Origin of the sequence: Salsuginibacillus halophilus, assembly GCF_003014715.1 — a bacterium.
Lineage (GTDB): Bacteria > Bacillota > Bacilli > Bacillales > Marinococcaceae > Salsuginibacillus > Salsuginibacillus halophilus.
In genome coordinates this window covers 82273-103407 of sequence record NZ_PYAV01000009.1, presented here as the reverse complement: position 1 = coordinate 103407, position 21135 = coordinate 82273, and the positions used below count along the sequence as shown (strand labels likewise).

The window sequence follows — 21135 nt, the reverse complement described above, 5'->3', positions numbered from 1 at the left end:
TTGGGTGAAGGTTACGTTCATAATTCGGTTTTTTCTCTTAATAGGGCAGCCAGCGGCGGTTGAAGCAGTAAGTTGTAAGTTAATGTTAAGTTTTGTACTTTGTCTACAGCCTGCGATGCTGTCCGTACATGACGGGCAGCATCGTTTCTACCTCATAGGTGCCGGCTGTTTCGTGAACGTTTTTTGCAGGTGGAAATGTAATCATGTAATGATTCCTTTGATAGACTTTATGATCCTTTCACCCGGAATATTTTCAACAATGTCGTATTCTGTTATTATTGAGGATAGTTTAAGATCTGTTACGAATGTGTATGCAGGTGGAATAGGGGGATCAACGTGTCTGAAGGAAAGGAGCGACAGCGTACGACTGTAAGCATATATGGACAACAGTATACGGTCGTGGGTGAAGATGAACCAGAGCACGTGCAAAACGTTGCGCGCGCGGTCGATCAAAAAATGCGTGAGATTAAAAGCATCAACCCGTACTTGGATACCACCCGTTTAGCCGTTTTAACAGCGATCAATGTAATGGATGATCAACTGAAACAACAAGCATTAACGGAGAAGGAACGACTGGAGAAAGACGAGGATTAAATTGCTATGCTTAGTTTGATAATATTACTCATACTCATCGGAAGCTTTTTTATTGGCCTTAGGCGAGGCTTTATATTACAGGCCATTCACTTAGTTAGTTTTTTTGCAGCTTTAATTGTTGCATTTATATTTTACGACGATTTAGCAGAGCATTTAGTTATGCTCATTCCATACCCTGATTTCTTAGATCCAGCAGACGGTGAAGGCATGCTGCTTTCATCATTTTATTTTGAAGACGTGTACTACAATGGGATCAGCTTTGCGCTATTATTCTTTTTAACGAAAATTGTTCTTCAAATTATTGGTTCAATGCTGGATTTTGTGTCCACACTGCCGGTGCTCCGTACGGTCAACTGGTTTTTAGGTGGTGTGCTCGGCTTTATTGAAACTTATCTCATTTTATTTGTTGTGTTCATTGTTGCGCTATTATTGCCTGTTGATTTCATTCAATCGGTGATTAGCGACTCGCTTGTGGCACGATTGATGGTTGAAAACACCCCATTTTTATCTGACTGGCTGTATAGCTTATGGGTAGATGAACGATAAAGGACAACGAAGGGAAGCTTGGCGCCGCCAAGTTTTCTTTTTTCGTCGAACAAGGATTAAAGGAGGCAGACGTGTTGAACAAAAAAGATATCATTGCCATGCTTGAAGATATTGCAACATATATGGAGATTCAAGGAGAAAATACATTTAAAATATCCGCTTACCGTAAAGCGGCCCAGGCACTGGAGCGGGACGAACGGTCTTTAGCTGAAATTGATAACCCAGCTGCACTAAGTGGAATTGGTAAAGGGACAGCCGGCGTTATTCAAGAATATATTGATACAGGAGAAAGCAGCGTTTTAAAAGAACTGCAGGCACAAGTACCAGAAGGGCTCCTTCCGCTGTTGAAACTGCCTGGGCTTGGCGGGAAAAAAATTGGGCGCTTGTATCAAGAGCTTGGTGTAACGAGCGCAGAAGAGTTGGAGGCAGCTTGTGATCATAAAGAAGTACAGGCTTTAAGTGGTTTTGGAGCCAAATCTGAAGAAAAAATTTTAACTGCCTTAAAAGAAGCAGGCAGCCGTCCGGAACGTCTGCCGATTGCAGAAATGCTGCCCGTTGCTGAGACGGTGGAGCAGTATTTAACTGAAATGGACGGGATCACACGTTGGCAGCGTGCAGGTAGTCTCCGGCGTATGGAGGAAACGGTGAAAGATATCGATTACATTATATCCACAACCGATGCAGCCACTGTACGAGAGCAGTTAACAAGCATGCCGGACATTAAAGAAATTACAGCGGATGGTGAAACGAAAGTGTCACTTGTCCTTGCCAAAGGATATCATATTGGCGTGGATTTCCGTCTCGTTACTGACGAACAATTTGCTACAACATTGCATCACTTTACAGGCTCAAAAGATCATAATGTACTTATGCGTCAACTTGCTAAAGGGCAGGACGAAAAAATCAGCGAGTATGGTGTAGAGAACCAAGCAACTGGAGATATACAGACTTTTGTTGATGAAACGGCGTTTTACGCACATTTCGGACTGCATTTCATTCCCCCTGAAGCGCGGAGCGGCAGAGATGAAACCGAAGTTTTTCAAAGTGATTACAACGTGGTCGCTGAAGCTGATATTGTAACAGATCTGCATATGCACACAACTTGGAGTGACGGCGGTTTTTCAATTGAAGAAATGGTGGATGCCGTTCGTGCTAAAGGGTATACGCATATGGCTGTAACTGACCATTCAAAGTTTTTGCAGGTAGCCAATGGTTTGAATGAGGAAAGGCTCCGCAGACAGATCGAAGAAGTTCGACGCGTGAATGAAGAAAAACAAGACATTGAAGTGCTCGCTGGGACGGAAATGGATATTCGGCCAGACGGCACCCTGGATTTTTCTGATGATCTGTTAAAGGAGCTTGATTTTGTGATTGCATCCATTCATTCGGCTTTTTCACAAACGCAAGAAGAATTGCATCACCGTTTAGAGCAAGCGCTAAGTAATCCTCATGTACACATGATTGCGCACCCGACCGGGCGGTTGATTGGAGCTCGCAGCGGCTACGATATTGATGTAGAATGGCTCATGAAGCGGGCGGCTGAAACGAATACGGTGCTTGAATTAAATGCCAACCCAAATCGTCTTGACCTTAATGCGTACTGGCTGCGGCAGGCAGAAGCTGCTGGGGTTATGATTGCAGTTAATACGGACGCGCATAAGGTTGATATGCTTGAGCATATGAGTGCCGGCGTCGGTATGGCCCGTAAAGCTTTACTCAAACCTGAACAAATTGTAAACACATGGACATACGAAACACTGCGCCGCTGGCTTGCCAAAGATTAAGCGGCTCGATATAGAAAGGATGTCTTGTCATGAATGACCGGGTCCTCCGGCTGTTAGAGTACGATAAAATGAAAGACCAGATGAAACAGCATGTAGCCTCGTCACTCGGACGAAGCGCTGTAGATGAACTTCAGCCGATGACTGATTATGCTGATATCAAGGCGCAATTGGAAGAATCTGATGAAGGGGCAGCTGTCATTCGGTTAAAAGGACAAGCACCGCGCGGCGGCATTTTCGATATTCGCCCGCAAATAAAGCGGGCAGAAATCGGCGGTATGCTCAATGAAAGTGAACTTATTGAAATAAGCGCAACAATTCATGCTGGTTATCAATTGAAAACTTTTATCCGCTCTTTAATTGATGATGATTTATTACAGCTCCCCCGTCTTGAAGCAAAAGTAGAAGATATTCATGCCCTGCAGGGACTTGAGCAGGAAATTAAACAAAGCATTGATGATCACGGTAAAGTGCTTGATAGCGCAAGCTCGGATTTGCGGAGGATTCGTCAACGGTTAAAAACGACAGAATCAAGTATACGTAGTAAACTTGAACAGCTTACTCGCTCTTCAGATCATCAGGCGAAGCTTTCAGACGCGGTGGTGACGATCCGAAATGACCGTTACGTGATCCCAGTAAAACAGGAGTATCGCAACGCATTCGGCGGTATTGTTCATGATCAATCATCTTCTGGCGCGACGCTATTTATCGAGCCGCAGTCTGTCGTAACATTGAACAATCAGCTCCGCGAAGCAAAAGCTGATGAGCGGGATGAAATCGAGCGGATATTACGTGAACTCTCGACGCTTGTAATGAATAACACAGGTGGGTTGCTCGAAAACGTGGCGATTCTTGCGAGTCTTGATTTTATCTTTGCAAAAGCTTATTACGCAGTGTCTTTGAAAGCTGAACGTCCGACATTTGTTGATCAGCAAATGCTTGAGTTCAGCAGGGCGCGCCACCCGTTGATTCCACAAGACGAAGTCGTACCGATTGATGTGGCTCTTGGGGATGAGTATCAATCACTTGTCATTACCGGGCCGAACACTGGTGGTAAAACGGTGACATTGAAAACGGTAGGATTGTTAACATTAATGGCCCAGTCCGGTTTGTTTCTACCTGTGGCTTCAGGTTCAACAGCTGGTATATTTCAGACGGTCTGTGCGGACATTGGTGATGAACAGTCGATTGAGCAAAACTTAAGTACGTTTTCCTCGCATATGACAAACATTGTGGAAATGCTGGATATGATTAATCATGAAAGTCTTGTGCTGTTCGATGAGCTTGGCGCAGGAACAGATCCTGCAGAAGGAGCGGCACTTGCTGTAGCAATTCTTGATGAAGTGAAATCCCGAGGCGCACGTACAGTAGCAACTACGCATTATAGTGAATTGAAAGGCTACGCCTACAACCGTGAAGGAGTCATGAACGCAAGTGTAGAGTTTGATGTAGATACCTTGCAGCCAACATACCGTTTATTAACCGGTGTGCCAGGTCGTAGTAACGCATTTGCGATTTCCCAGCGGCTCGGTTTGGATAAAGATGTGATCAACTCGGCTGAAACGCACGTATCCCAGGAGACGCGAGAAGTTGAGCAGATGATTACATCACTTGAAGAACAGAAAAAGCTCGCAGAACAAGACGTGCTTGAAGCTGAAGAAATCCGGCGGGATGCCCGGCAGATTCACAGGGAGCTTGAAAAAGAATTTGAAGCATTTCAAGCGGAAAAAGAAAAAGAACTGGAAAAAGCTCGTGAACAGGCAGAAGCAGAAGTGAAAAAAGCGAAGCAGGACGCTGAAGATATTATTGAGTACTTGCGTGAGTTGCAGCGAGAAGGCTTGGAGGTCAAAGAGCATGAGTTGATTGATGCGCGTAAACAGCTTGAAAATGCAGCACCTAAAACTGCAAAGAAGCAGGAAAAAGTAAAAGAGAAAACACGAAAACAGCAAGCGATTGAACTAGGTGATGAGGTGAAAGTCATCAGCTTTAACCAGCGCGGACAAGTGCTTGCAAAGGTGAGCGACAATGAGTTTCAAGTTCAGCTTGGGATTATGAAAATGAACGTCAAAAAAGATGATATGGAAAAGATTAAAAGTGAACCAAAGCAGTCACCTAAGCCGGTAGCGCGTGTGCAATCGAACCAGCACGTAAAGCCTGAACTTGACTTGCGTGGTGTGCGTTACGACGAAGCGATGCACCGTGTTGAAAAATATTTGGATGAAGCTGTGCTTGCAGGGTTTCAAAAAGTAGATATTATACATGGGAAAGGTACCGGTGCGCTTCGTAAAGGTGTGAAAGAGCTTTTGAAAAAACATCCGAACGTTAAAAATACCCGCGATGGTGGTATGAACGAAGGCGGTATCGGTAACACCGTCGTCGAGTTAAAATAATTGCGCTAAATGTAGTTTGTGAGGAAAGCGGTGTTGGTGTGGATACGTTATGGAAAGTACTGCTCATCTGTTGTGCTGGATTTATTCTAGCAGGTTTCATTTACTTGTTTTTTATTGCTTGATCCGTAAAATGGTTTAGGCCTATAAGTGAACAATGCGGGTATCTGTACGATTTCTACAGGTACTCGCTTTTTAATGTTTGTTTTCATCTCATATTCAGGCTGTTCTTCACAAAGTGTTATTAAAATCAAACGAAAATAGAAACCTCACTCCAAAAGAAAAATTTTCAAAAATTTTAAAATTGTCTTTTAAAATGAAAGCGGTTGCAATAAAATAGAGTTAGAGGGGAATGTTTACAAGAGAAGAGTCAATAAAGGAGGCAGTGTTGCATGCAGACAGAAACCAAACCTGTTTGGCTGTCCAATTATCCAGAAGCTGTTCCGGCATCAATGACTTACGAAGAAAGATCGCTGCAGTCGTATCTGCAGGAATCAGCAACAAACAGTCCGGAAAAAGAAGCAGCGCATTTCATGGGTACGTCACTCACGTACCGTGAGCTGTATGATCAGGCTTTGCGCGTAGCTGACCAACTAAGAAGTTTAGGGATTGAAAAAGGTGACCGTGTTGCAATTATGCTTGCAAATACACCACAGTCTGTCATTTCCTATTACGGAGCTCTATTTGCCGGTGCGATCGTTGTTCAAACGAACCCACTTTACGTAGAGCGTGAAATTGAGCACCAAATGGTAGACTCTGGTGCAAAAATTATGATCTGCTTAGACCTTGTTTATCCAAGGGTGCAGAGCGTGCGTGCGAACACTGATTTAGAGCATGTCATTGTAACAAGTATTAAAGACTTTCTGCCGTTTCCAAAAAACTTAATTTATCCATTTGTTCAAAAGAAAAACACCGGGATGAAAGTTGAAGTAGATTATGATAGCACGACGCATGCTTTTAAATCTTTGTTAAAAAACGGTACGCCAAAAGATCCGGAAGTTGAAATCGACCCGAAAAATGACTTAGCACTGCTGCAATATACTGGTGGTACAACAGGGCCTGCTAAAGGCGTCATGCTCACTCATTACAATCTCGTCGTCAACACACTTCAGTGCCGGACATGGATGTATCGCATGGAAAAAGGGAACGAGCGTATACTTGCTGTTCTGCCATTCTTCCACGTTTATGGCATGTCAGTGGCGATGAACATTTCAATCATGTACGAATCTACTTTAGTGATTTTACCTAAATTCGATCCAAAAGATGTTTTAAAAACGATCGAAAAGCAGAAAATCACGTTGTTCCCTGGTGCGCCTACCATGTATGTCGGTCTAATTAATGATCCTGATATTCATAAGTATGATTTGTCATCGATTAAAGCTTGTCTTAGTGGTTCAGCGCCGCTGCCAAGTGAGGTGCAAGATCAATTTGAGTCTCTGACCGGCGGCCGGCTGGTGGAAGGTTATGGGTTAACAGAGACTTCTCCAGTTGCTGCTTCAAACCCGATTTGGGAAGAAAGAAAGAATGGTAGTATTGGCATTCCTTGGCCGGATACAGAGCTTGCTATTTTAAAGCAGGAAACAGGTGAGTCTGCACCTCCCGGCGAAATTGGCGAAATTATGATTCGTGGTCCACAAGTAATGAAAGGTTATTGGGGACGCCCGGAGGATACAGCTGCTGTGTTTAAAGATGATTGGTTTTTAAGCGGCGATATGGGTTACATGGATGAAGATGGCTTCTTTTATATCGTTGACCGTAAAAAAGATATGATTATCGCTGGTGGATTTAATATTTTCCCACGTGAAATTGAAGAAGTGCTTTATGAACATGAAGGTGTACAGGAAGCTGCAGTGATCGGTGTACCTGACCCTTATCGCGGAGAAACTGTGAAAGCTTTCATCGTACCAAAAGAAGATGTTGAGCTGACCAGTGAAGAGATCGAAGCTTTCTCTCGTAAGAACCTGGCTGCCTTTAAAGTACCGAAGTTATACGAATTCCGCGAAGAACTTCCAAAGACCATGGTCGGAAAGATTTTACGGCGGGTCCTTGTCGAGGAAGAAGAAGAAAAGCGTAAAAAAGAAAAAGAAGCATAATAAACAAGGCGCACTGTCAATTTTGGCAGTGCGTCAGCATTTAGACAACCTTTCAAGAAAAGCGAAGGCTGACGTTGCTTTTTGACGGACGCTTGCCTCAGACACGGCCTCAACTTCCTCGGCAGAAAGTCACTGCCTGCGGGATTTTCGGCTCGTGCTGTTCCTGGTGGCGTCGCCGCCGATGCTCGTCAGCCTTACGTTATTTGATGGTCATGAATCGTAGAAATTCTTTTGATTAAGCAACATCTACATGAATCAATTTCATCATGACGCTTTATGAGCGATCAAGCGAACCATATCCAATGGAAATCCTTAATGATCTGTTAACTAACAAGTAACTGAAACAAAAGACGGCGACTCCCAGAGGATCAAGCGCAGGCTGCAGATCCACTTGTTCGATTGGTAATCAAATCGAACAAGTTAGCTGAAGCCAAGCCCTCGGGAAAGCGTCTGTCGGTAGTGTTGGTTACGATCATGATTCTGTTTTTCCTCTTATTAGGGCAACCGCGGGGGTTGGAGCAGTAAGCTGTGAGTTAATGTTAGGTTTTGTACTTTGTCGCCAGTTTGGCGCACTATCAATTTTGGTAGTGCGTTTTTTGCATAATAAACCAAATTACACGTAGAAACAGTTGATGAATTCGTAAAAATTTCAAAAATTTCAAATTGGGTATTCAAAAATGAACGACTATTCAGTACAATGGTACTTGAGAGGAGAAGCTGACTGAAAAGGAAGGTGTTAAGGAGGAACGGTTTTGCAAAAAACGATAGATCGTCCATGGACACAATTTTACCCGGAAGAAATTCCAGCGGAGATGAATTACGAAATACAACCATTGCATGCTTTGTTAGAAAATGCAGAAGCTTCGTTTCCAAAAAATAAAGCGATATCATTCCAAGGTACAACGCTTACTTATCAAGAACTTGGGGAGCAGACACGGGCATTTGCTAACGAACTTTCCGCGCTGGGGGTGGAAAAAGGGGATCGTGTAGCAATTATGCTGCCAAATACACCGCAGTCAGTCATTGCATATTATGGGGCTTTAATGATTGGTGCTGTCGTTGTGCAAACGAATCCTTTATATGTAGAGCGGGAGCTGGAGCACCAAATGGCGGATTCTGGTGCTAAAGTGATCGTTTGTCTTGACTTACTTTATCCAAAAGTTATGAAAGTAAAGCATGCAACACAGCTTGAACATGTCATCGTAACCGGCATTAAGGATTACTTACCATTTCCTAAAAACATGATTTATCCCTTCATTCAAAAGAAAAATCAAGGGATGAAAGTGAAAGTTGAATACAGCCGTACTGTGCATGCTTTTAAACCAATGATTAAGCGTGGTAGTACCTCGAAGGTTCAAGTCTCAATTGATCCAGATCATGATCTCGCACTTTTGCAGTATACCGGGGGCACAACAGGGCTCGCTAAAGGGGTTATGTTAACTCACAGAAACCTTGTAGCAAATACAACACAATGTCTTCAGTGGATGTATCGACTCGAAAGAGGCAAAGAAAAAACGTTGGCGGTACTTCCGTTTTTCCACGTGTACGGCATGACAGTTTCAATGAATTTATCGGTCATGAGTGCATCAGAAACGATCATACTACCGAAGTTCGACCCGAAAGAAGTGCTCGAGACGATACAAAAAGAGCAAATTTCGATTTTCCCTGGTGCTCCAACGATGTATATCGGATTAATTAATCATCCAGATGCTGCTTCGTACGATTTATCTTCAGTACAAGCCTGCATGAGCGGTTCTGCAGCTTTGCCACTTGAAGTACAGCAAACGTTTGAAGAAATGACCGGTGGTAAACTTGTAGAAGGATACGGACTGACTGAAGCAGCACCTGTTACACACTGTAACCTATTATGGGGCACGCGTCGTGAAGGTAGTATTGGCCTGCCTTGGCCGGATACAGAAGCAGGGATTTATTCAGAAGAGAACGGGATGCTTCCACCGAATGAAATTGGAGAACTGGTCATTCGCGGTCCACAAGTGATGCAGGGATACTGGAAACGCCCTGAGGAAACAGCAGCAACGTTTTATGAAGACTGGCTGCTAACTGGAGATATGGGCTATATGGATGAGGATGGTTTTTTCTACATTGTAGATCGGAAAAAGGATATGATTATTGCAGGCGGCTTCAACATCTACCCGCGTGAAGTTGAAGAGGTGCTTTATGAGCACGATGACATTCAAGAAGCGGTTATTGTTGGTGTGCCGGATGAGTACCGCGGTGAAACCGTCAAAGCGTTTATTGTACTTAAAGAAGGCTCTGAAGTTGACGAGGCTGCGCTGGATGCATTTTGCCGTAAAAACCTAGCAGCTTACAAAGTGCCGCGTAGTTATGAGTTCCGCGACGAACTTCCTAAAACAACGGTTGGCAAAGTATTGCGCCGGGTTTTAGTTGATGAAGCTCAAACTGAAGAAAAAGCAAAGTCTTCTTAAGAAACAAATTGACAGAATGGCCGGGCTCAGATAGAATGAAAATACGCTGAGTGAATGGTCATTCACTTTTCCCGAAAAGCCAGCGTATCATGTCGGGGAAAAGAGAGGAAGACAAAATTGAGTAAACGAAATTCTTTAAAATACAATCAAATTATTGATGCCGCTGTAACTGTTATTGCAGAAAACGGCTATCATAATGCTCAAGTTTCAAAGATCGCAAAAGAAGCCGGCGTTGCAGATGGAACAATTTATCTTTACTTCAAAAACAAAGAGGACTTACTCGTCTCACTGTTTGAAGTGAAAATGGGCCAGTTCGTTGACACAATCACCACTGAACTAGAACGCCTCCCGGATGTTGAGGATCAACTGCGTGCGCTCGTCCGCCTGCATTTTCAACAACTGAATGCTGACCCTGAACTTGCTGTTGTAACCCAGCTCGAACTACGGCAGTCCAATAGTGCGCTGCGTAGTCAGATTAACGAAGTACTCAAAGGTTATTTACAAGTTGTCGAAGAGATGATTGTTACAGGTAAGCAAGAACAGGTCTTTTCAGATGTGATCAACGAAAAACTCGGGCGTCAAATGGTGTTTGGCACATTAGATGAAGTTGTTACCAACTGGGTCATGAAAGACTGTCGGTACGATTTGATGGAGCTTGTTGAGCCGGTGCATGAACTGCTTTTAAACGGTTTTAAAGGAAATCAGTCAGAGCGATAAACGAAGGGAGAAGATGACAATGAGTGAACTGCGGTGGGAAGTTTCGAATCAAACCGCCTTTATCACAATTGCGCGTCCGCCGGCGAATGCGCTTTGCCGTTCGCTGCTTGAAAACCTTGACAGCGTGCTGACAGAGATCGAGAAAGATCCTGAAGTGAATGTTGTCATCCTGCACGGAGAAGGAAAGTTCTTTGCTGCAGGGGCAGACATTAAAGAGTTTACAGAAGTTGAAAGTGGCGAAGCCTTCGCCAAGTTAGCTAGTGATGGGCACGCGTTACTCCAACGGATCGAAACCTTTCCAAAGCCGATCATCGCAGCCTTGCACGGTGCCGCCCTCGGCGGAGGGTTGGAGCTTGCGATGAGCTGTCATATCCGGATCGCTGCTGAAGGCACAAAACTAGGTCTTCCGGAATTAAATTTAGGTTTAATTCCAGGATATGCCGGTACCCAGCGCCTGCCACAGCTTGTCGGCCGGGCGAAAGCTGCGGAAATGATGCTTACTTCAGATCCGATTACGGCTGAAGATGCCAAAGCTTGGGGGCTTGTAAATCAAGTGGTGGCTGAAGATGAGCTTCTACAAACAAGCGAAGCAATGGCTGCGAAAATTGCAGCGAAAAGCCAAGTAACAACAGCAATGGTAACGGAGCTGCTTGCTTATGCAGCTGTAGGAGATTTTGAAAGCGGTTCCGACCGTGAAGCTGAGTTATTCGGCCGCGCTTTTGCCTCTGAAGATGGCAAAGAGGGTATTCAAGCTTTTTTAGAAAAGCGGGCTCCAGAATTTCAAAATAAGTAACCTTTACAAGGAGGTCTAAAGATGAACATTTATGTTGTAATGAAGCGTACTTTTGATACAGAAGAAAAGATTGAGATCAATAACGGCGTCATCGATGAAGAAGGTGCTGAATTTATCATCAACCCATACGATGAATATGCGATTGAAGAAGCGATTGTGCTGCGCGATGAACACGGCGGCGAAGTTACTGTTGTAACGGTAGGGGACGAAGAAGCCGAAAAAGAGCTGCGTACAGCGCTCGCTATGGGGGCAGATCAAGGCGTGCTCATTGATGTAGAAGACCTTGATGAGGAGCCGGATCACTTTACAATTGCTGAACTTTTGGCGGCCTACTTCAAAGACAAAGAATACGATCTTATTCTAGGAGGTAACGTTGCTGTGGATGATGGTGCTGGTCAGGTTGCACCACGTCTTGCTGAAAAACTCGGCATCAACCAGGTGACGACAATCACTGATATTAAAATTAACGGCACATCAGCGACCATCGAGCGTGATGATGAAGGTGATGTTGAAACGGTCGAAGCACAACTCCCACTTGTAGCTACGGCGCAGCAAGGTTTAAATGAGCCGCGTTACCCTTCGCTTCCAGGTATTATGAAGGCGAAGAAAAAGCCGCTCGAAACGATCGATTTAGATGATCTTGATTTAGATGAAGAAGATGTAGCAGCGAAAACGCGAACTGTAGATCGTTATCTGCCGCCGGAAAAAGAAGCGGGACGTATGATTGAAGGTGGACCGGAAACCCAGGTAGATGAACTCGTAGGTTTACTGAAAAACGAAGCGAAAGTCTTATAAATAGGGGGAACAGATCATGGCAAAAAAAGTACTGGCTCTTGGCGAAGTAAAAGATGGCGAACTCCGTAATGTTTCCTTTGAAGCAATCGGAGCAGCTCAGACGATTGCAGACGGCGGCGAAGTTGTCGGTGTACTCTTTGGTGAAAACTTGCAGGCACATGCAGAAGCAATGATTCAAAACGGTGCAGACCGGGTCTTAATTGGCGAAAGTTCCGAGCTTAACGTCTATGTTACAGATGCTTACACGCAAGCTTTATCAAAGGTGCTTGATGAAGAATCGCCGGAAGGTCTTGTTATTCCGCACACTTCTGCAGGTAAAGACCTGGCTCCGCGCATTGCTGAAAAGCTAAACTCAGGCCTTGTATCTGATGTTGTTGGTGTAGAGCAGGCAGGGGATGAAATCATTTTCACACGCCCAATCTACTCCGGAAAAGCATTTGAACAAAAATCCGTTACTGAAGGTACGGTATTTGCGACGATTCGCCCGAATAACGTAGCAGCACCGGCCAAAGATGAATCGCGCTCTGGTGATATTACAGCTGTGGACGTTAGCATTAGTGACTTACGCACAACGATTAAAGATGTTGTGAAAAAGAGTACCGGCGGTGTTGACTTATCCGAGGCGAAAGTTATTGTTGCGGGCGGACGCGGTGTGAAAAGTGCTGAAGGATTTAAACCGCTTGAAGAACTTGCTGATGTGCTCGGAGGCGCTGTAGGTGCTTCACGTGGAGCGTGTGACGCTGAATACTGCGACTATTCACTGCAGATTGGTCAAACTGGTAAAGTTGTAACACCGGACCTTTATATTGCAGCTGGCATTTCCGGCGCGATTCAGCACCTTGCAGGAATGTCCAACTCAAAAGTTATCGTAGCAATTAACAAAGATCCAGAAGCACCGATCTTTGAAGTTGCTGATTACGGTATCGTTGGTGACCTGTTCGATGTCATACCTCTTCTCACAGAAGAGTTGAAAAAAGTGAAAACTGAAGCATAAGATAGAAGCGGTCTGTGTCAAGCGGGCCGCTTCTTAACTTTTAGAGGTGTTTTGTGTTCAAACATTTATGTTTGAACGGATTGACCGCTGGGTACAATGAAATTGTGAGCAAGTCGTTAGCGGAGCATAATCGTGCATGATATAATCCACATGTAAGCTTAATGAAGGGGGAAATGATTTATGGCTATTGTAAATGTAACGGATCAAAACTTTGCGGAAGAAACTGGTGAAGGCGTCGTACTCGCAGATTTCTGGGCACCTTGGTGCGGCCCTTGTAAAATGATTGCACCGGTACTTGAAGAAATCGATGCAGAAAAAGGCGATAACGTAAAAATTGCAAAACTTGATGTTGATGAAAATCAGGAAACTGCAGGCAAGTACGGTGTCATGAGCATCCCGACTTTAATGATTTTTAAAGACGGTGAAGTTGTTGAGCAGGTTGTAGGTTTTCAGCCGAAAGAAAACCTTGTTGAGCTGATCGAAAAGCATCAGTAAGCATTGAACAATTTATCGTGTTGCGGGGCTGTCCAAAGAAGGGCAGCTCCCTTCTTTGCTTTTGGGGGAGGTGAGCCGGGTGGAAACATTAAAAGAAAAGCTGGCGTTGCTGCCGGATCAGCCGGGCTGTTACTTAATGAAAAACAAAGCTGGCACAGTGATTTACGTTGGCAAAGCGAAAGTTTTAAAAAACCGTGTCCGCTCTTACTTCAGTGGTTCGCATGATGCGAAAACACAGCGCATGGTTAATGAAGTTCGTGATTTTGAGTATATTATGACTTCAAGCAACCTTGAAGCGCTTCTTTTGGAAATGAACTTAATCAAAAAGCATGAACCACGTTACAATGTGTTATTAAAAGATGATAAATCTTATCCATATTTGAAAATTACAAATGAAACACATCCAAGACTTTTAACGACTCGTAAAATCAAAAAAGATGGAGCAAAATATTTCGGGCCGTTTCCTAACGCTTCGGCTGCAGCAGAAACGAAAAAGCTGCTGGACCGGCTCTATCCGCTGCGTAAATGTCGAACAATGCCGGACCGGGTCTGCTTGTATTATCACATCGGGCAATGTTTGGCTCCTTGTGAATTTCATGTATCGAATGAAACGAATAAAAAAATGGTACAAGAAATCACTTCATTTTTGAATAACGGTCACCAGAAAGTGAAAGCTGAACTGCAAGAAAAGATGAACGAAGCATCGGCTGAATTGAACTTTGAGCGGGCAAAAGAGCTGCGCGATCAAATTCAGCATATTGAAGCAGTGATGGAAAAGCAGACGATGATGATGAATGATCAAATTGACCGTGATATCTTTTCTTATGCGTATGATAAAGGGTGGATGTGCGTTCAAGTGTTTTTTGTACGGGGTGGGAAATTAATTGAACGTGATGTTTCAATTTTTCCATTTCATCAGGAACCAGAAGAAGACTTTTTAACGTTTCTCGGCCAGTTTTATTTACAAAAAGAACACATCAAGCCAAAGGAAGTATGCGTACCACCGCCTGTATCAACTGAATTTGCAAAAGAGCTTGTACAAACGACCGTTGTGCAGCCAAAGCGTGGACGTAAAAAGGAACTAATAGATTTAGCAGAAAAGAATGCAGCACAGGCTTTAAAAGAAAAGTTTGCTTTAATTGAACGGGATGAAGAGCGTACGGTAAAAGCTGTTGAGGCACTTGGGGAGGCGATGGAGATTGACCCTCCTTATCGGATTGAAGCCTTTGATAACTCTAATATTCAAGGTGTAGATCCTGTGTCTGCGATGGTGACGTTCGTGGATGGTAAGCCGGAAAAAAAGCAGTATCGTAAATATAAAGTGAAGAGTGTCGACGGGCCGGACGATTATGCATCAATGAAAGAAGTTGTACGCCGGCGTTATGTTCGGTTATTGAAAGAAGAAGCAGAGCTGCCGGACTTAATTTTAATTGACGGTGGTAAGGGACAGCTTACTGCTGCTCAAAGTGTCTTAACAGACGAGTTAAACCTTCCGATTCCTGTCGCTGGTCTTGCAAAGGATGAAAAGCATCGCACCTCTAATCTGCTTATGGGAGAACCTCCACAGGAAGTGGCTCTTCCCAGGGATAGTCACGCATTTCATTTACTGCAGCGTATTCAGGATGAAGTTCACCGGTTTGCGATCAGCTTTCATAGACAAAAGCGTGCTGAGCATTTATCAGCTTCTGCGCTCGACGATATTCCCGGAGTTGGCGAAAAACGTAAGCGCGCGCTTTTAAAACATTTCGGCTCGATTGAAAAGATCAAGCAGGCAGATACTAGCGAGTTAGAGCGTTTAGCACTGCCAAAAAACGTAGCCGAAACGGTTGTTGACTATTTGAGCCAATCCAACCGTCACGGTGAATAACGTTCAGCTGTAAGCCTGCTACGCCTCCCAGGAGATATGGAGCTCAATGACTCGGCGCTTCGGTGTCAGTAAAGCTTCGGCCGGAGCGCTTTTCATCTGCTCAATTTGTTCTGCTAAAAAACCAGCCTCAAGGGAGCGGTCAAATTTTGGTGTTTTTTCATCTGGTTCAAGTTCCAACTGAAAAATGAGGTCACGTTTACGTTCTTTCGTACAGTGAAGTGTTCCCCAGCCAGCCTCATTGAAAAAGGTAGTCAGTTCTTCAAGCGTATGTAATGGATACTGCCGGGCGAGGCGCCGGCCGCCCCAGTATAAAAGCTCACCTTCGTCATTACCAAACAAGTCCGGGAGTAAAGACGACCGGAGCAATTCGTAGCCGAAATGTGTTTCTTTATAAATTTCTTCCATAATTAGCCCCCTAAAAGATACAATTTAATTATAACGGTAAGTATTTCATTTCTCTATAGTTAAAAAAGGTTTGTTGATGATATACTCTCCCTTACTGATATGCATGGAGGCGACGGCGATATGAGGCGTGGATTAAGTCAGTTTATGACTCCTTTTCGTATTATTATCATAGCTTATATTGCAGCGATGGCACTGATCAGCTTTTTCTTGTACCTTCCTGTTACACACAAGCCTGGTGTTAATATGAGTTATATGGACGCGTTGTTCACATCGGTTTCAGCTGTGAGCGTTACAGGTTTAACAACAATTGAAGTAGCTGAAACATTTAACTATTTTGGAATCTTTTTTATCGCCCTTGCGATTCAGCTTGGCGGTATCGGGATTATGACACTAGGCACGTTTGTTTGGATGCTGTTTGGACGTCGTATTAATTTGTCCCAACGCATGTTAATCATGGTCGACCATAATCAATATCAATTTTCAGGTATGGTTAAACTGATGAGAGGAATTTTACTAACAGCGCTCGCAATAGAAGCTGTTGGCGCGCTTGTGTTAGGAACGTACTACATACAGTATTTTGATAGTATCGGCGAAGCTTACTATCAAGGGGCTTTTGGGGCACTCTCAGCTTTTACAAATGCTGGATTAGATGTGACGGGCAATTCCCTTATACCGTTTGCCAATGATTATTACGTACAATTCGTAACTGTACTATTAATTATTGCAGGAGCGATCGGTTTTCCTGTGTTAATGGAAGTTCGCGAATATTTACGAAGCAAGCAGGATAATTTTCGGTTTAGTTTATTTACAAAAGTGACGGTTTCAACTTATGCCGTCGTGTTTGTCATTGGTATTATCGGCATATTGTTGTTAGAGCGGGGTTATTACTTTGCAGGACTCTCCTGGCATGAAACCTTTTTTCAGACGATGTTTACTTCAGCAACAGCAAGAAGTGCCGGTTTAAGCGTTTTGGAAGTTTCAGATTTCACGATTCCTACGATTTTGTTTATTTCCGGCTTAATGATTATTGGTGCGAGTCCTTCTAGTGTTGGCGGCGGTATTCGCACAACAACACTTGCAGTCATGTTCTTAACGATACGCAGTTTTGCTCTCGGTAAGAGTGATGTGAAAGTTTTTGGACGTGAAGTACACCCTGAAGATAAGCAGAAAGCTTTTATTGTGCTTTCGTTCTTTGCCGTCGGTTTATTTGGTGCGGTGTTGTCGATTGCAGCAATCGAGCGTGGGAATCAAGCAGTAGAGTTTTCTGATATTATTTTTGAAACAAGTTCTGCGTTTGGAACGTGTGGGCTGGGTACCGGTATTACGTCGTCTTTGTCTGATCCAAGCTTAATGATTTTAATGATGCTCATGTTAATTGGACGTGTAGGTATCCTTGTATTCTTATTTTCAGTTAAGCGAAAAGACACAAAGTCACATTACAAATACCCAACAGAAAGAATGATTATAGGCTAAGACAATGAAACGAAGGGCGGTGTCGCTTTTCGGCGGCGCCGTAGAAGCAAAACTACAGCAGAAAAGCGATGTTAATTTCAAGGCAATACTTCTTGAAAATTAGCAGTTTACTACAGGTATTGTTTCGCAGGATTTGTCTACAACTTGAGATTTCCATTTGTGAAATCCGACAAAGCTGTATCCGTTTTCTTGACGTCTTATAGGCGGGGGAGTAAAATGAATGTGTCAAAAGAATGAAGGAGGGAATTGCAACCCCCTTCTTTTTTTATCAGGATGATTCAATTAGTTTTGAAAATTAAAGCACGTTACAAGTAGAGCAGAGGGTTGTACATAATAATCCGTTCAATTACGGGTTCGACCTGCAGCTTGTGGATGTGTGAAATCAAGGGAGGTCGTCGGTGACAAAGAAGCATTTAAATGTTCAACGACGAATGATGTAGTAAAAAATTTATGGGGGGAGCCTGAACATGCCTCAGAACAAAGAGTATTTTAATCGGCGGTTGCACTCACTTTTAGGTGTAATCCCGGTGGGAATCTTTCTCATTCAACACTTTATTGTTAACCACTTTGCAGTTTATGGCGCTAGTAACTTTAACGCAGCAGCAACTTTCATGGAAAGTCTGCCGTTCCGCTATGCTTTAGAAATTTTTCTAATCTTTTTACCGATTTTATTTCATGCGATTTATGGTTTATATATCGTTTTTCAAGGTAAGAGCAACACGAGCCGGTACGGTTACTTTAGGAACTGGATGTTTTTACTTCAGCGTATCACTGGAGTGTTTTTAATTATCTTTATCGCTTGGCACGTCTGGGAAACACGGGTACAAGCTGCTCTTGGTGCTGACGTAAATTATGATATGATGGCCGATATTTTAAGCAGTCCATTCATGCTCGCGTTTTACATAGCTGGTGTGGTTGCTGCGACGTTCCACTTTGCAAACGGTCTCTGGTCTTTTTCAGTATCTTGGGGAATTACAGTTACACCTCGTTCGCAGCAGATCGCTGGTTATGTCAGCATTGGTGTTTTCTTAGTTCTTACATTCATCGGCATTCGAGCAATTTTAGCATTTATCAATCCTGAATTAGCGAATATGTAAGGGGAGTGTCCATATTATGGCAAACGGCAAAACGATCGTTGTCGGCGGCGGCCTGGCAGGACTTATGGCAGCCATTAAAGCAGCAGAAGCTGGCGTGAGCGTTGACTTGTTCTCACTTGTCCCGGTTAAACGTTCGCACTCTGTCTGCGCGCAGGGCGGTATCAACGGTGCCGTCAACACAAAGGGTGAGGGTGACTCTCCTTGGGAGCACTTTGATGACACAGTTTATGGTGGCGATTTCCTCGCAAACCAGCCGCCGGTAAAAGCGATGACAGAAGCGGCACCTGGTATTATTCATTTAATGGACCGAATGGGTGTGATGTTTAACCGTACACCAGAAGGTCTTTTGGATTTCCGCCGCTTTGGTGGAACACAGCACCACAGAACTGCGTTCGCCGGTGCAACAACAGGTCAGCAGCTGCTTTATGCATTGGATGAACAAGTTCGACGTTATGAGGTTGAAGGGCTGGTTACGAAATATGAAGGCTGGGAGTTCATGTCTGCAGTTGTCGATGATGATGGCGTCTGCCGCGGCATCGTTGCTCAAGACCTGAAAAACATGGAAGTTCACAGCTTCCGCGGTGACGCGGTCATTATGGCAACAGGCGGCCCGGGGATCATCTTCGGAAAGTCAACCAACTCAGTTATTAATACAGGCTATGCAGCTGGCGCTTTGTATCAGCAAGGTGTTTATTATGCTAATGGTGAGTTTATTCAAATTCACCCAACAGCAATTCCAGGGGATGATAAGCTCCGCTTAATGAGTGAGTCAGCCCGCGGTGAAGGCGGCCGTGTCTGGACTTATAAAGACGGTAAGCCTTGGTATTTCCTTGAAGAAAAATATCCGGCCTATGGAAACCTGGTACCTCGTGATATTGCGACGCGAGAAATCTTTAACGTATGTGTTGAGCAGAAGCTTGGCATTAACGGTGAGAACATGGTATACCTTGATTTATCACATAAAGATCCTGAAGAGTTGGATGTTAAGCTTGGCGGAATTATGGAAATCTACGAAAAGTTCATGGGAGATGACCCACGCAAAGTGCCAATGAAGATCTTTCCAGCGGTGCACTATTCCATGGGTGGCATGTGGATTGACTATGATCAAATGACCAATATCCCTGGCTTATTTGCAGCTGGTGAGTGTGATTATTCACAGCACGGCGCGAACCGCTTAGGTGCGAACTCTCTTCTTTCTGCAATTTACGGAGGCATGGTTGCCGGTCCAAAAGCTGTAGAGTATATGCAAGGGCTTGAGGAACTAGCTGAAGACAAGCCGGCTTCGATTTTCGAGGCGCAAGTACAAAAAGAGAAAGATATGAACGAAAAGATCTTTAATATGAACGGTACGGAAAACGCGTACGAAATTCATAAAGAGCTCGGTGAGTGGATGACCGACTATGTAACAGTTGTCCGCGATAATAAAAACCTGCTCCGCACAGATGAAAAAATTCAAGAACTTCTTGATCGTTGGGAAAACATCAACATGGATGATACGGCGCGCTGGAACAACCAAGCTGTTTCCTTCACCCGTCAGCTGCATGGCATGCTGCACTTGGCCCGCGTTATCACAATGGGGGCTTACCACCGCGATGAATCCCGTGGCGCTCACTATAAGCCGGAGTTTCCTGACCGTAATGATGAAGACTTCTTGAAAACGACGAAAGCGAAATTTGACCCGGAAACAAACGCACCGGTATTTGAGTACGACGAAGTTGACGTGTCCCTGATCACGCCAAGAAAACGCGATTACTCTAAATCAAAATCAGGGGGCAAACAAGGAGCTGGTAAACAATGAGCGAAGAAAAAACCGTACGCTTTATCGTGACCCGGCAGAACGATCCTGAGTCTGAACCTTATACAGAAGAGTTCGAGCTTGGTTATCGTCAAAATATGAACGTGATCTCAGCTTTAATGGAGATCCGCCGTAATCCGGTAAACGCTGAAGGAAAAGCGACAACACCAATTGTTTGGGATATGAACTGTCTAGAAGAAGTTTGTGGTGCATGTTCAATGGTGATCAACGGCAAGCCGCGCCAGTCGTGTACAGCGCTTGTCGACAACCTTGAACAGCCGATTAAACTTGAGCCAATGAAAACATTCCCGGTCGTTCGTGATTTGATTGTGGACCGGAGTCATATGTTCGATGCTTTGAAAAAAGTTAAAGCCTGGATTCCAATTGATGGGACATATGATTTAGGCCCGGGGCCGCGTATGGCAGAAAACAAGCGGCAGTGGGCGTATGAGCTTTCAAAATGTATGACTTGTGGCGTATGTTTAGAAGCATGTCCGAATGTTAACGACAATAGTGATTTCATCGGCCCGGCTGCTGTATCGCAGGTTCGCTTGTTCAACGCTCACCCAACAGGTGAAATGAACAAATCTGAACGTCTGGAAGGCTTAATGGATGAAAACGGTCTGCACAACTGTGGTAACTCACAAAACTGTGTACAGTCTTGTCCGAAAGGTATTCCGCTGACGACAAGTATTGCAGCACTCAACCGTGAAACCACGATTCAGTCATTTAAAAACTTCTTCGGAAGCGATAAGTAATAAACAAGGGGCTGTCCTAAACGGGCTGCCCTTTGTTTTTGCTTTAAACTGGGGCTTTGTGCTATCACGTCCGTTCATTTTTCACATAAAATGTGGTG

At 44.1% G+C, this 21135-nt stretch carries 17 protein-coding genes; 16 read left to right on the top strand and 1 reads right to left on the bottom strand.

Annotated features, from left to right (window positions below; all coding sequences use genetic code 11):
• Positions 1 to 336: 336 nt before the first annotated feature.
• From zapA to uvrC, 12 genes are all read left to right on the top strand, one after another.
• Positions 337 to 594, top strand: a complete 258-nt coding sequence (zapA, locus tag B0H94_RS10110; protein WP_106589144.1) for a cell division protein ZapA — start codon at positions 337 to 339, stop codon at positions 592 to 594.
• 6 nt (positions 595 to 600) lie between these two features.
• Positions 601 to 1140: a CvpA family protein gene (locus B0H94_RS10105; RefSeq protein ID WP_106589143.1), complete on the top strand. Its 540-nt coding sequence runs from the start codon at positions 601 to 603 to the stop codon at positions 1138 to 1140.
• A 74-nt stretch (positions 1141 to 1214) separates the two neighbouring features.
• The gene (gene polX / locus B0H94_RS10100) at positions 1215 to 2924 is read left to right on the top strand and encodes a DNA polymerase/3'-5' exonuclease PolX (RefSeq protein ID WP_106589142.1); all 1710 of its coding nucleotides are present in this window, start codon (positions 1215 to 1217) and stop codon (positions 2922 to 2924) included.
• 29 nt (positions 2925 to 2953) lie between these two features.
• On the top strand, positions 2954 to 5311 hold the full coding sequence (locus B0H94_RS10095) for an endonuclease MutS2 (RefSeq protein WP_106589141.1): 2358 nt from the start codon (positions 2954 to 2956) through the stop codon (positions 5309 to 5311).
• A gap of 389 nt (positions 5312 to 5700) precedes the next feature.
• Positions 5701 to 7401 (top strand): long-chain-fatty-acid--CoA ligase, encoded by a 1701-nt coding sequence (locus B0H94_RS10090; RefSeq protein WP_106589140.1) that lies wholly within the window; start codon positions 5701 to 5703, stop codon positions 7399 to 7401.
• 752 nt (positions 7402 to 8153) lie between these two features.
• Positions 8154 to 9848, top strand: a complete 1695-nt coding sequence (locus B0H94_RS10085) for a long-chain-fatty-acid--CoA ligase (RefSeq protein ID WP_427909947.1) — start codon at positions 8154 to 8156, stop codon at positions 9846 to 9848.
• 117 nt (positions 9849 to 9965) lie between these two features.
• Complete coding sequence (gene fadR / locus B0H94_RS10080; RefSeq protein WP_245893957.1) at positions 9966 to 10565, top strand: fatty acid metabolism transcriptional regulator FadR; 600 nt, start codon at positions 9966 to 9968, stop codon at positions 10563 to 10565.
• A 19-nt stretch (positions 10566 to 10584) separates the two neighbouring features.
• Complete coding sequence (locus tag B0H94_RS10075) at positions 10585 to 11358, top strand: enoyl-CoA hydratase (protein ID WP_106589138.1); 774 nt, start codon at positions 10585 to 10587, stop codon at positions 11356 to 11358.
• Positions 11359 to 11379: 21 nt separating this feature from the next.
• The gene (locus tag B0H94_RS10070) at positions 11380 to 12153 is read left to right on the top strand and encodes an electron transfer flavoprotein subunit beta/FixA family protein (protein ID WP_106589137.1); all 774 of its coding nucleotides are present in this window, start codon (positions 11380 to 11382) and stop codon (positions 12151 to 12153) included.
• Between the two features lie 16 nt (positions 12154 to 12169).
• Positions 12170 to 13147 (top strand): electron transfer flavoprotein subunit alpha/FixB family protein, encoded by a 978-nt coding sequence (locus tag B0H94_RS10065; RefSeq protein ID WP_106589136.1) that lies wholly within the window; start codon positions 12170 to 12172, stop codon positions 13145 to 13147.
• Positions 13148 to 13327: 180 nt separating this feature from the next.
• Positions 13328 to 13642 carry a thioredoxin gene (gene trxA, locus B0H94_RS10060; RefSeq protein WP_106589135.1) on the top strand — a complete coding sequence of 105 codons (315 nt, stop codon included), beginning with the start codon at positions 13328 to 13330 and terminating at the stop codon, positions 13640 to 13642.
• Positions 13643 to 13778: 136 nt separating this feature from the next.
• Positions 13779 to 15509: an excinuclease ABC subunit UvrC gene (gene uvrC, locus B0H94_RS10055; RefSeq protein ID WP_245893966.1), complete on the top strand. Its 1731-nt coding sequence runs from the start codon at positions 13779 to 13781 to the stop codon at positions 15507 to 15509.
• A gap of 18 nt (positions 15510 to 15527) precedes the next feature.
• Here the strand turns inward: uvrC and B0H94_RS10050 are convergent, their stop codons facing one another.
• Positions 15528 to 15914: a DUF2507 domain-containing protein gene (locus B0H94_RS10050; protein ID WP_106589133.1), complete on the bottom strand. Its 387-nt coding sequence runs from the start codon at positions 15912 to 15914 to the stop codon at positions 15528 to 15530.
• Positions 15915 to 16034: 120 nt separating this feature from the next.
• Here B0H94_RS10050 and B0H94_RS10045 point away from each other — a divergent pair, with 120 nt between their 5' ends.
• The 4 genes from B0H94_RS10045 to sdhB all read left to right on the top strand — a co-directional run bounded on the left by B0H94_RS10045 (position 16035) and on the right by sdhB (position 21037).
• Positions 16035 to 17387, top strand: a complete 1353-nt coding sequence (locus B0H94_RS10045) for a TrkH family potassium uptake protein (protein WP_106589132.1) — start codon at positions 16035 to 16037, stop codon at positions 17385 to 17387.
• A 467-nt stretch (positions 17388 to 17854) separates the two neighbouring features.
• Positions 17855 to 18484 carry a succinate dehydrogenase cytochrome b558 subunit gene (locus B0H94_RS10040; protein ID WP_106589131.1) on the top strand — a complete coding sequence of 210 codons (630 nt, stop codon included), beginning with the start codon at positions 17855 to 17857 and terminating at the stop codon, positions 18482 to 18484.
• A gap of 16 nt (positions 18485 to 18500) precedes the next feature.
• Positions 18501 to 20282 (top strand): succinate dehydrogenase flavoprotein subunit, encoded by a 1782-nt coding sequence (gene sdhA, locus B0H94_RS10035; RefSeq protein WP_106589130.1) that lies wholly within the window; start codon positions 18501 to 18503, stop codon positions 20280 to 20282.
• Entirely contained in the window at positions 20279 to 21037 is a 759-nt protein-coding gene (sdhB, locus tag B0H94_RS10030) for a succinate dehydrogenase iron-sulfur subunit (protein ID WP_106589129.1), read from the top strand. Before sdhA ends, sdhB begins: the two co-directional genes overlap by 4 nt.
• The last annotated feature ends 98 nt before the right edge of the window (positions 21038 to 21135 follow it).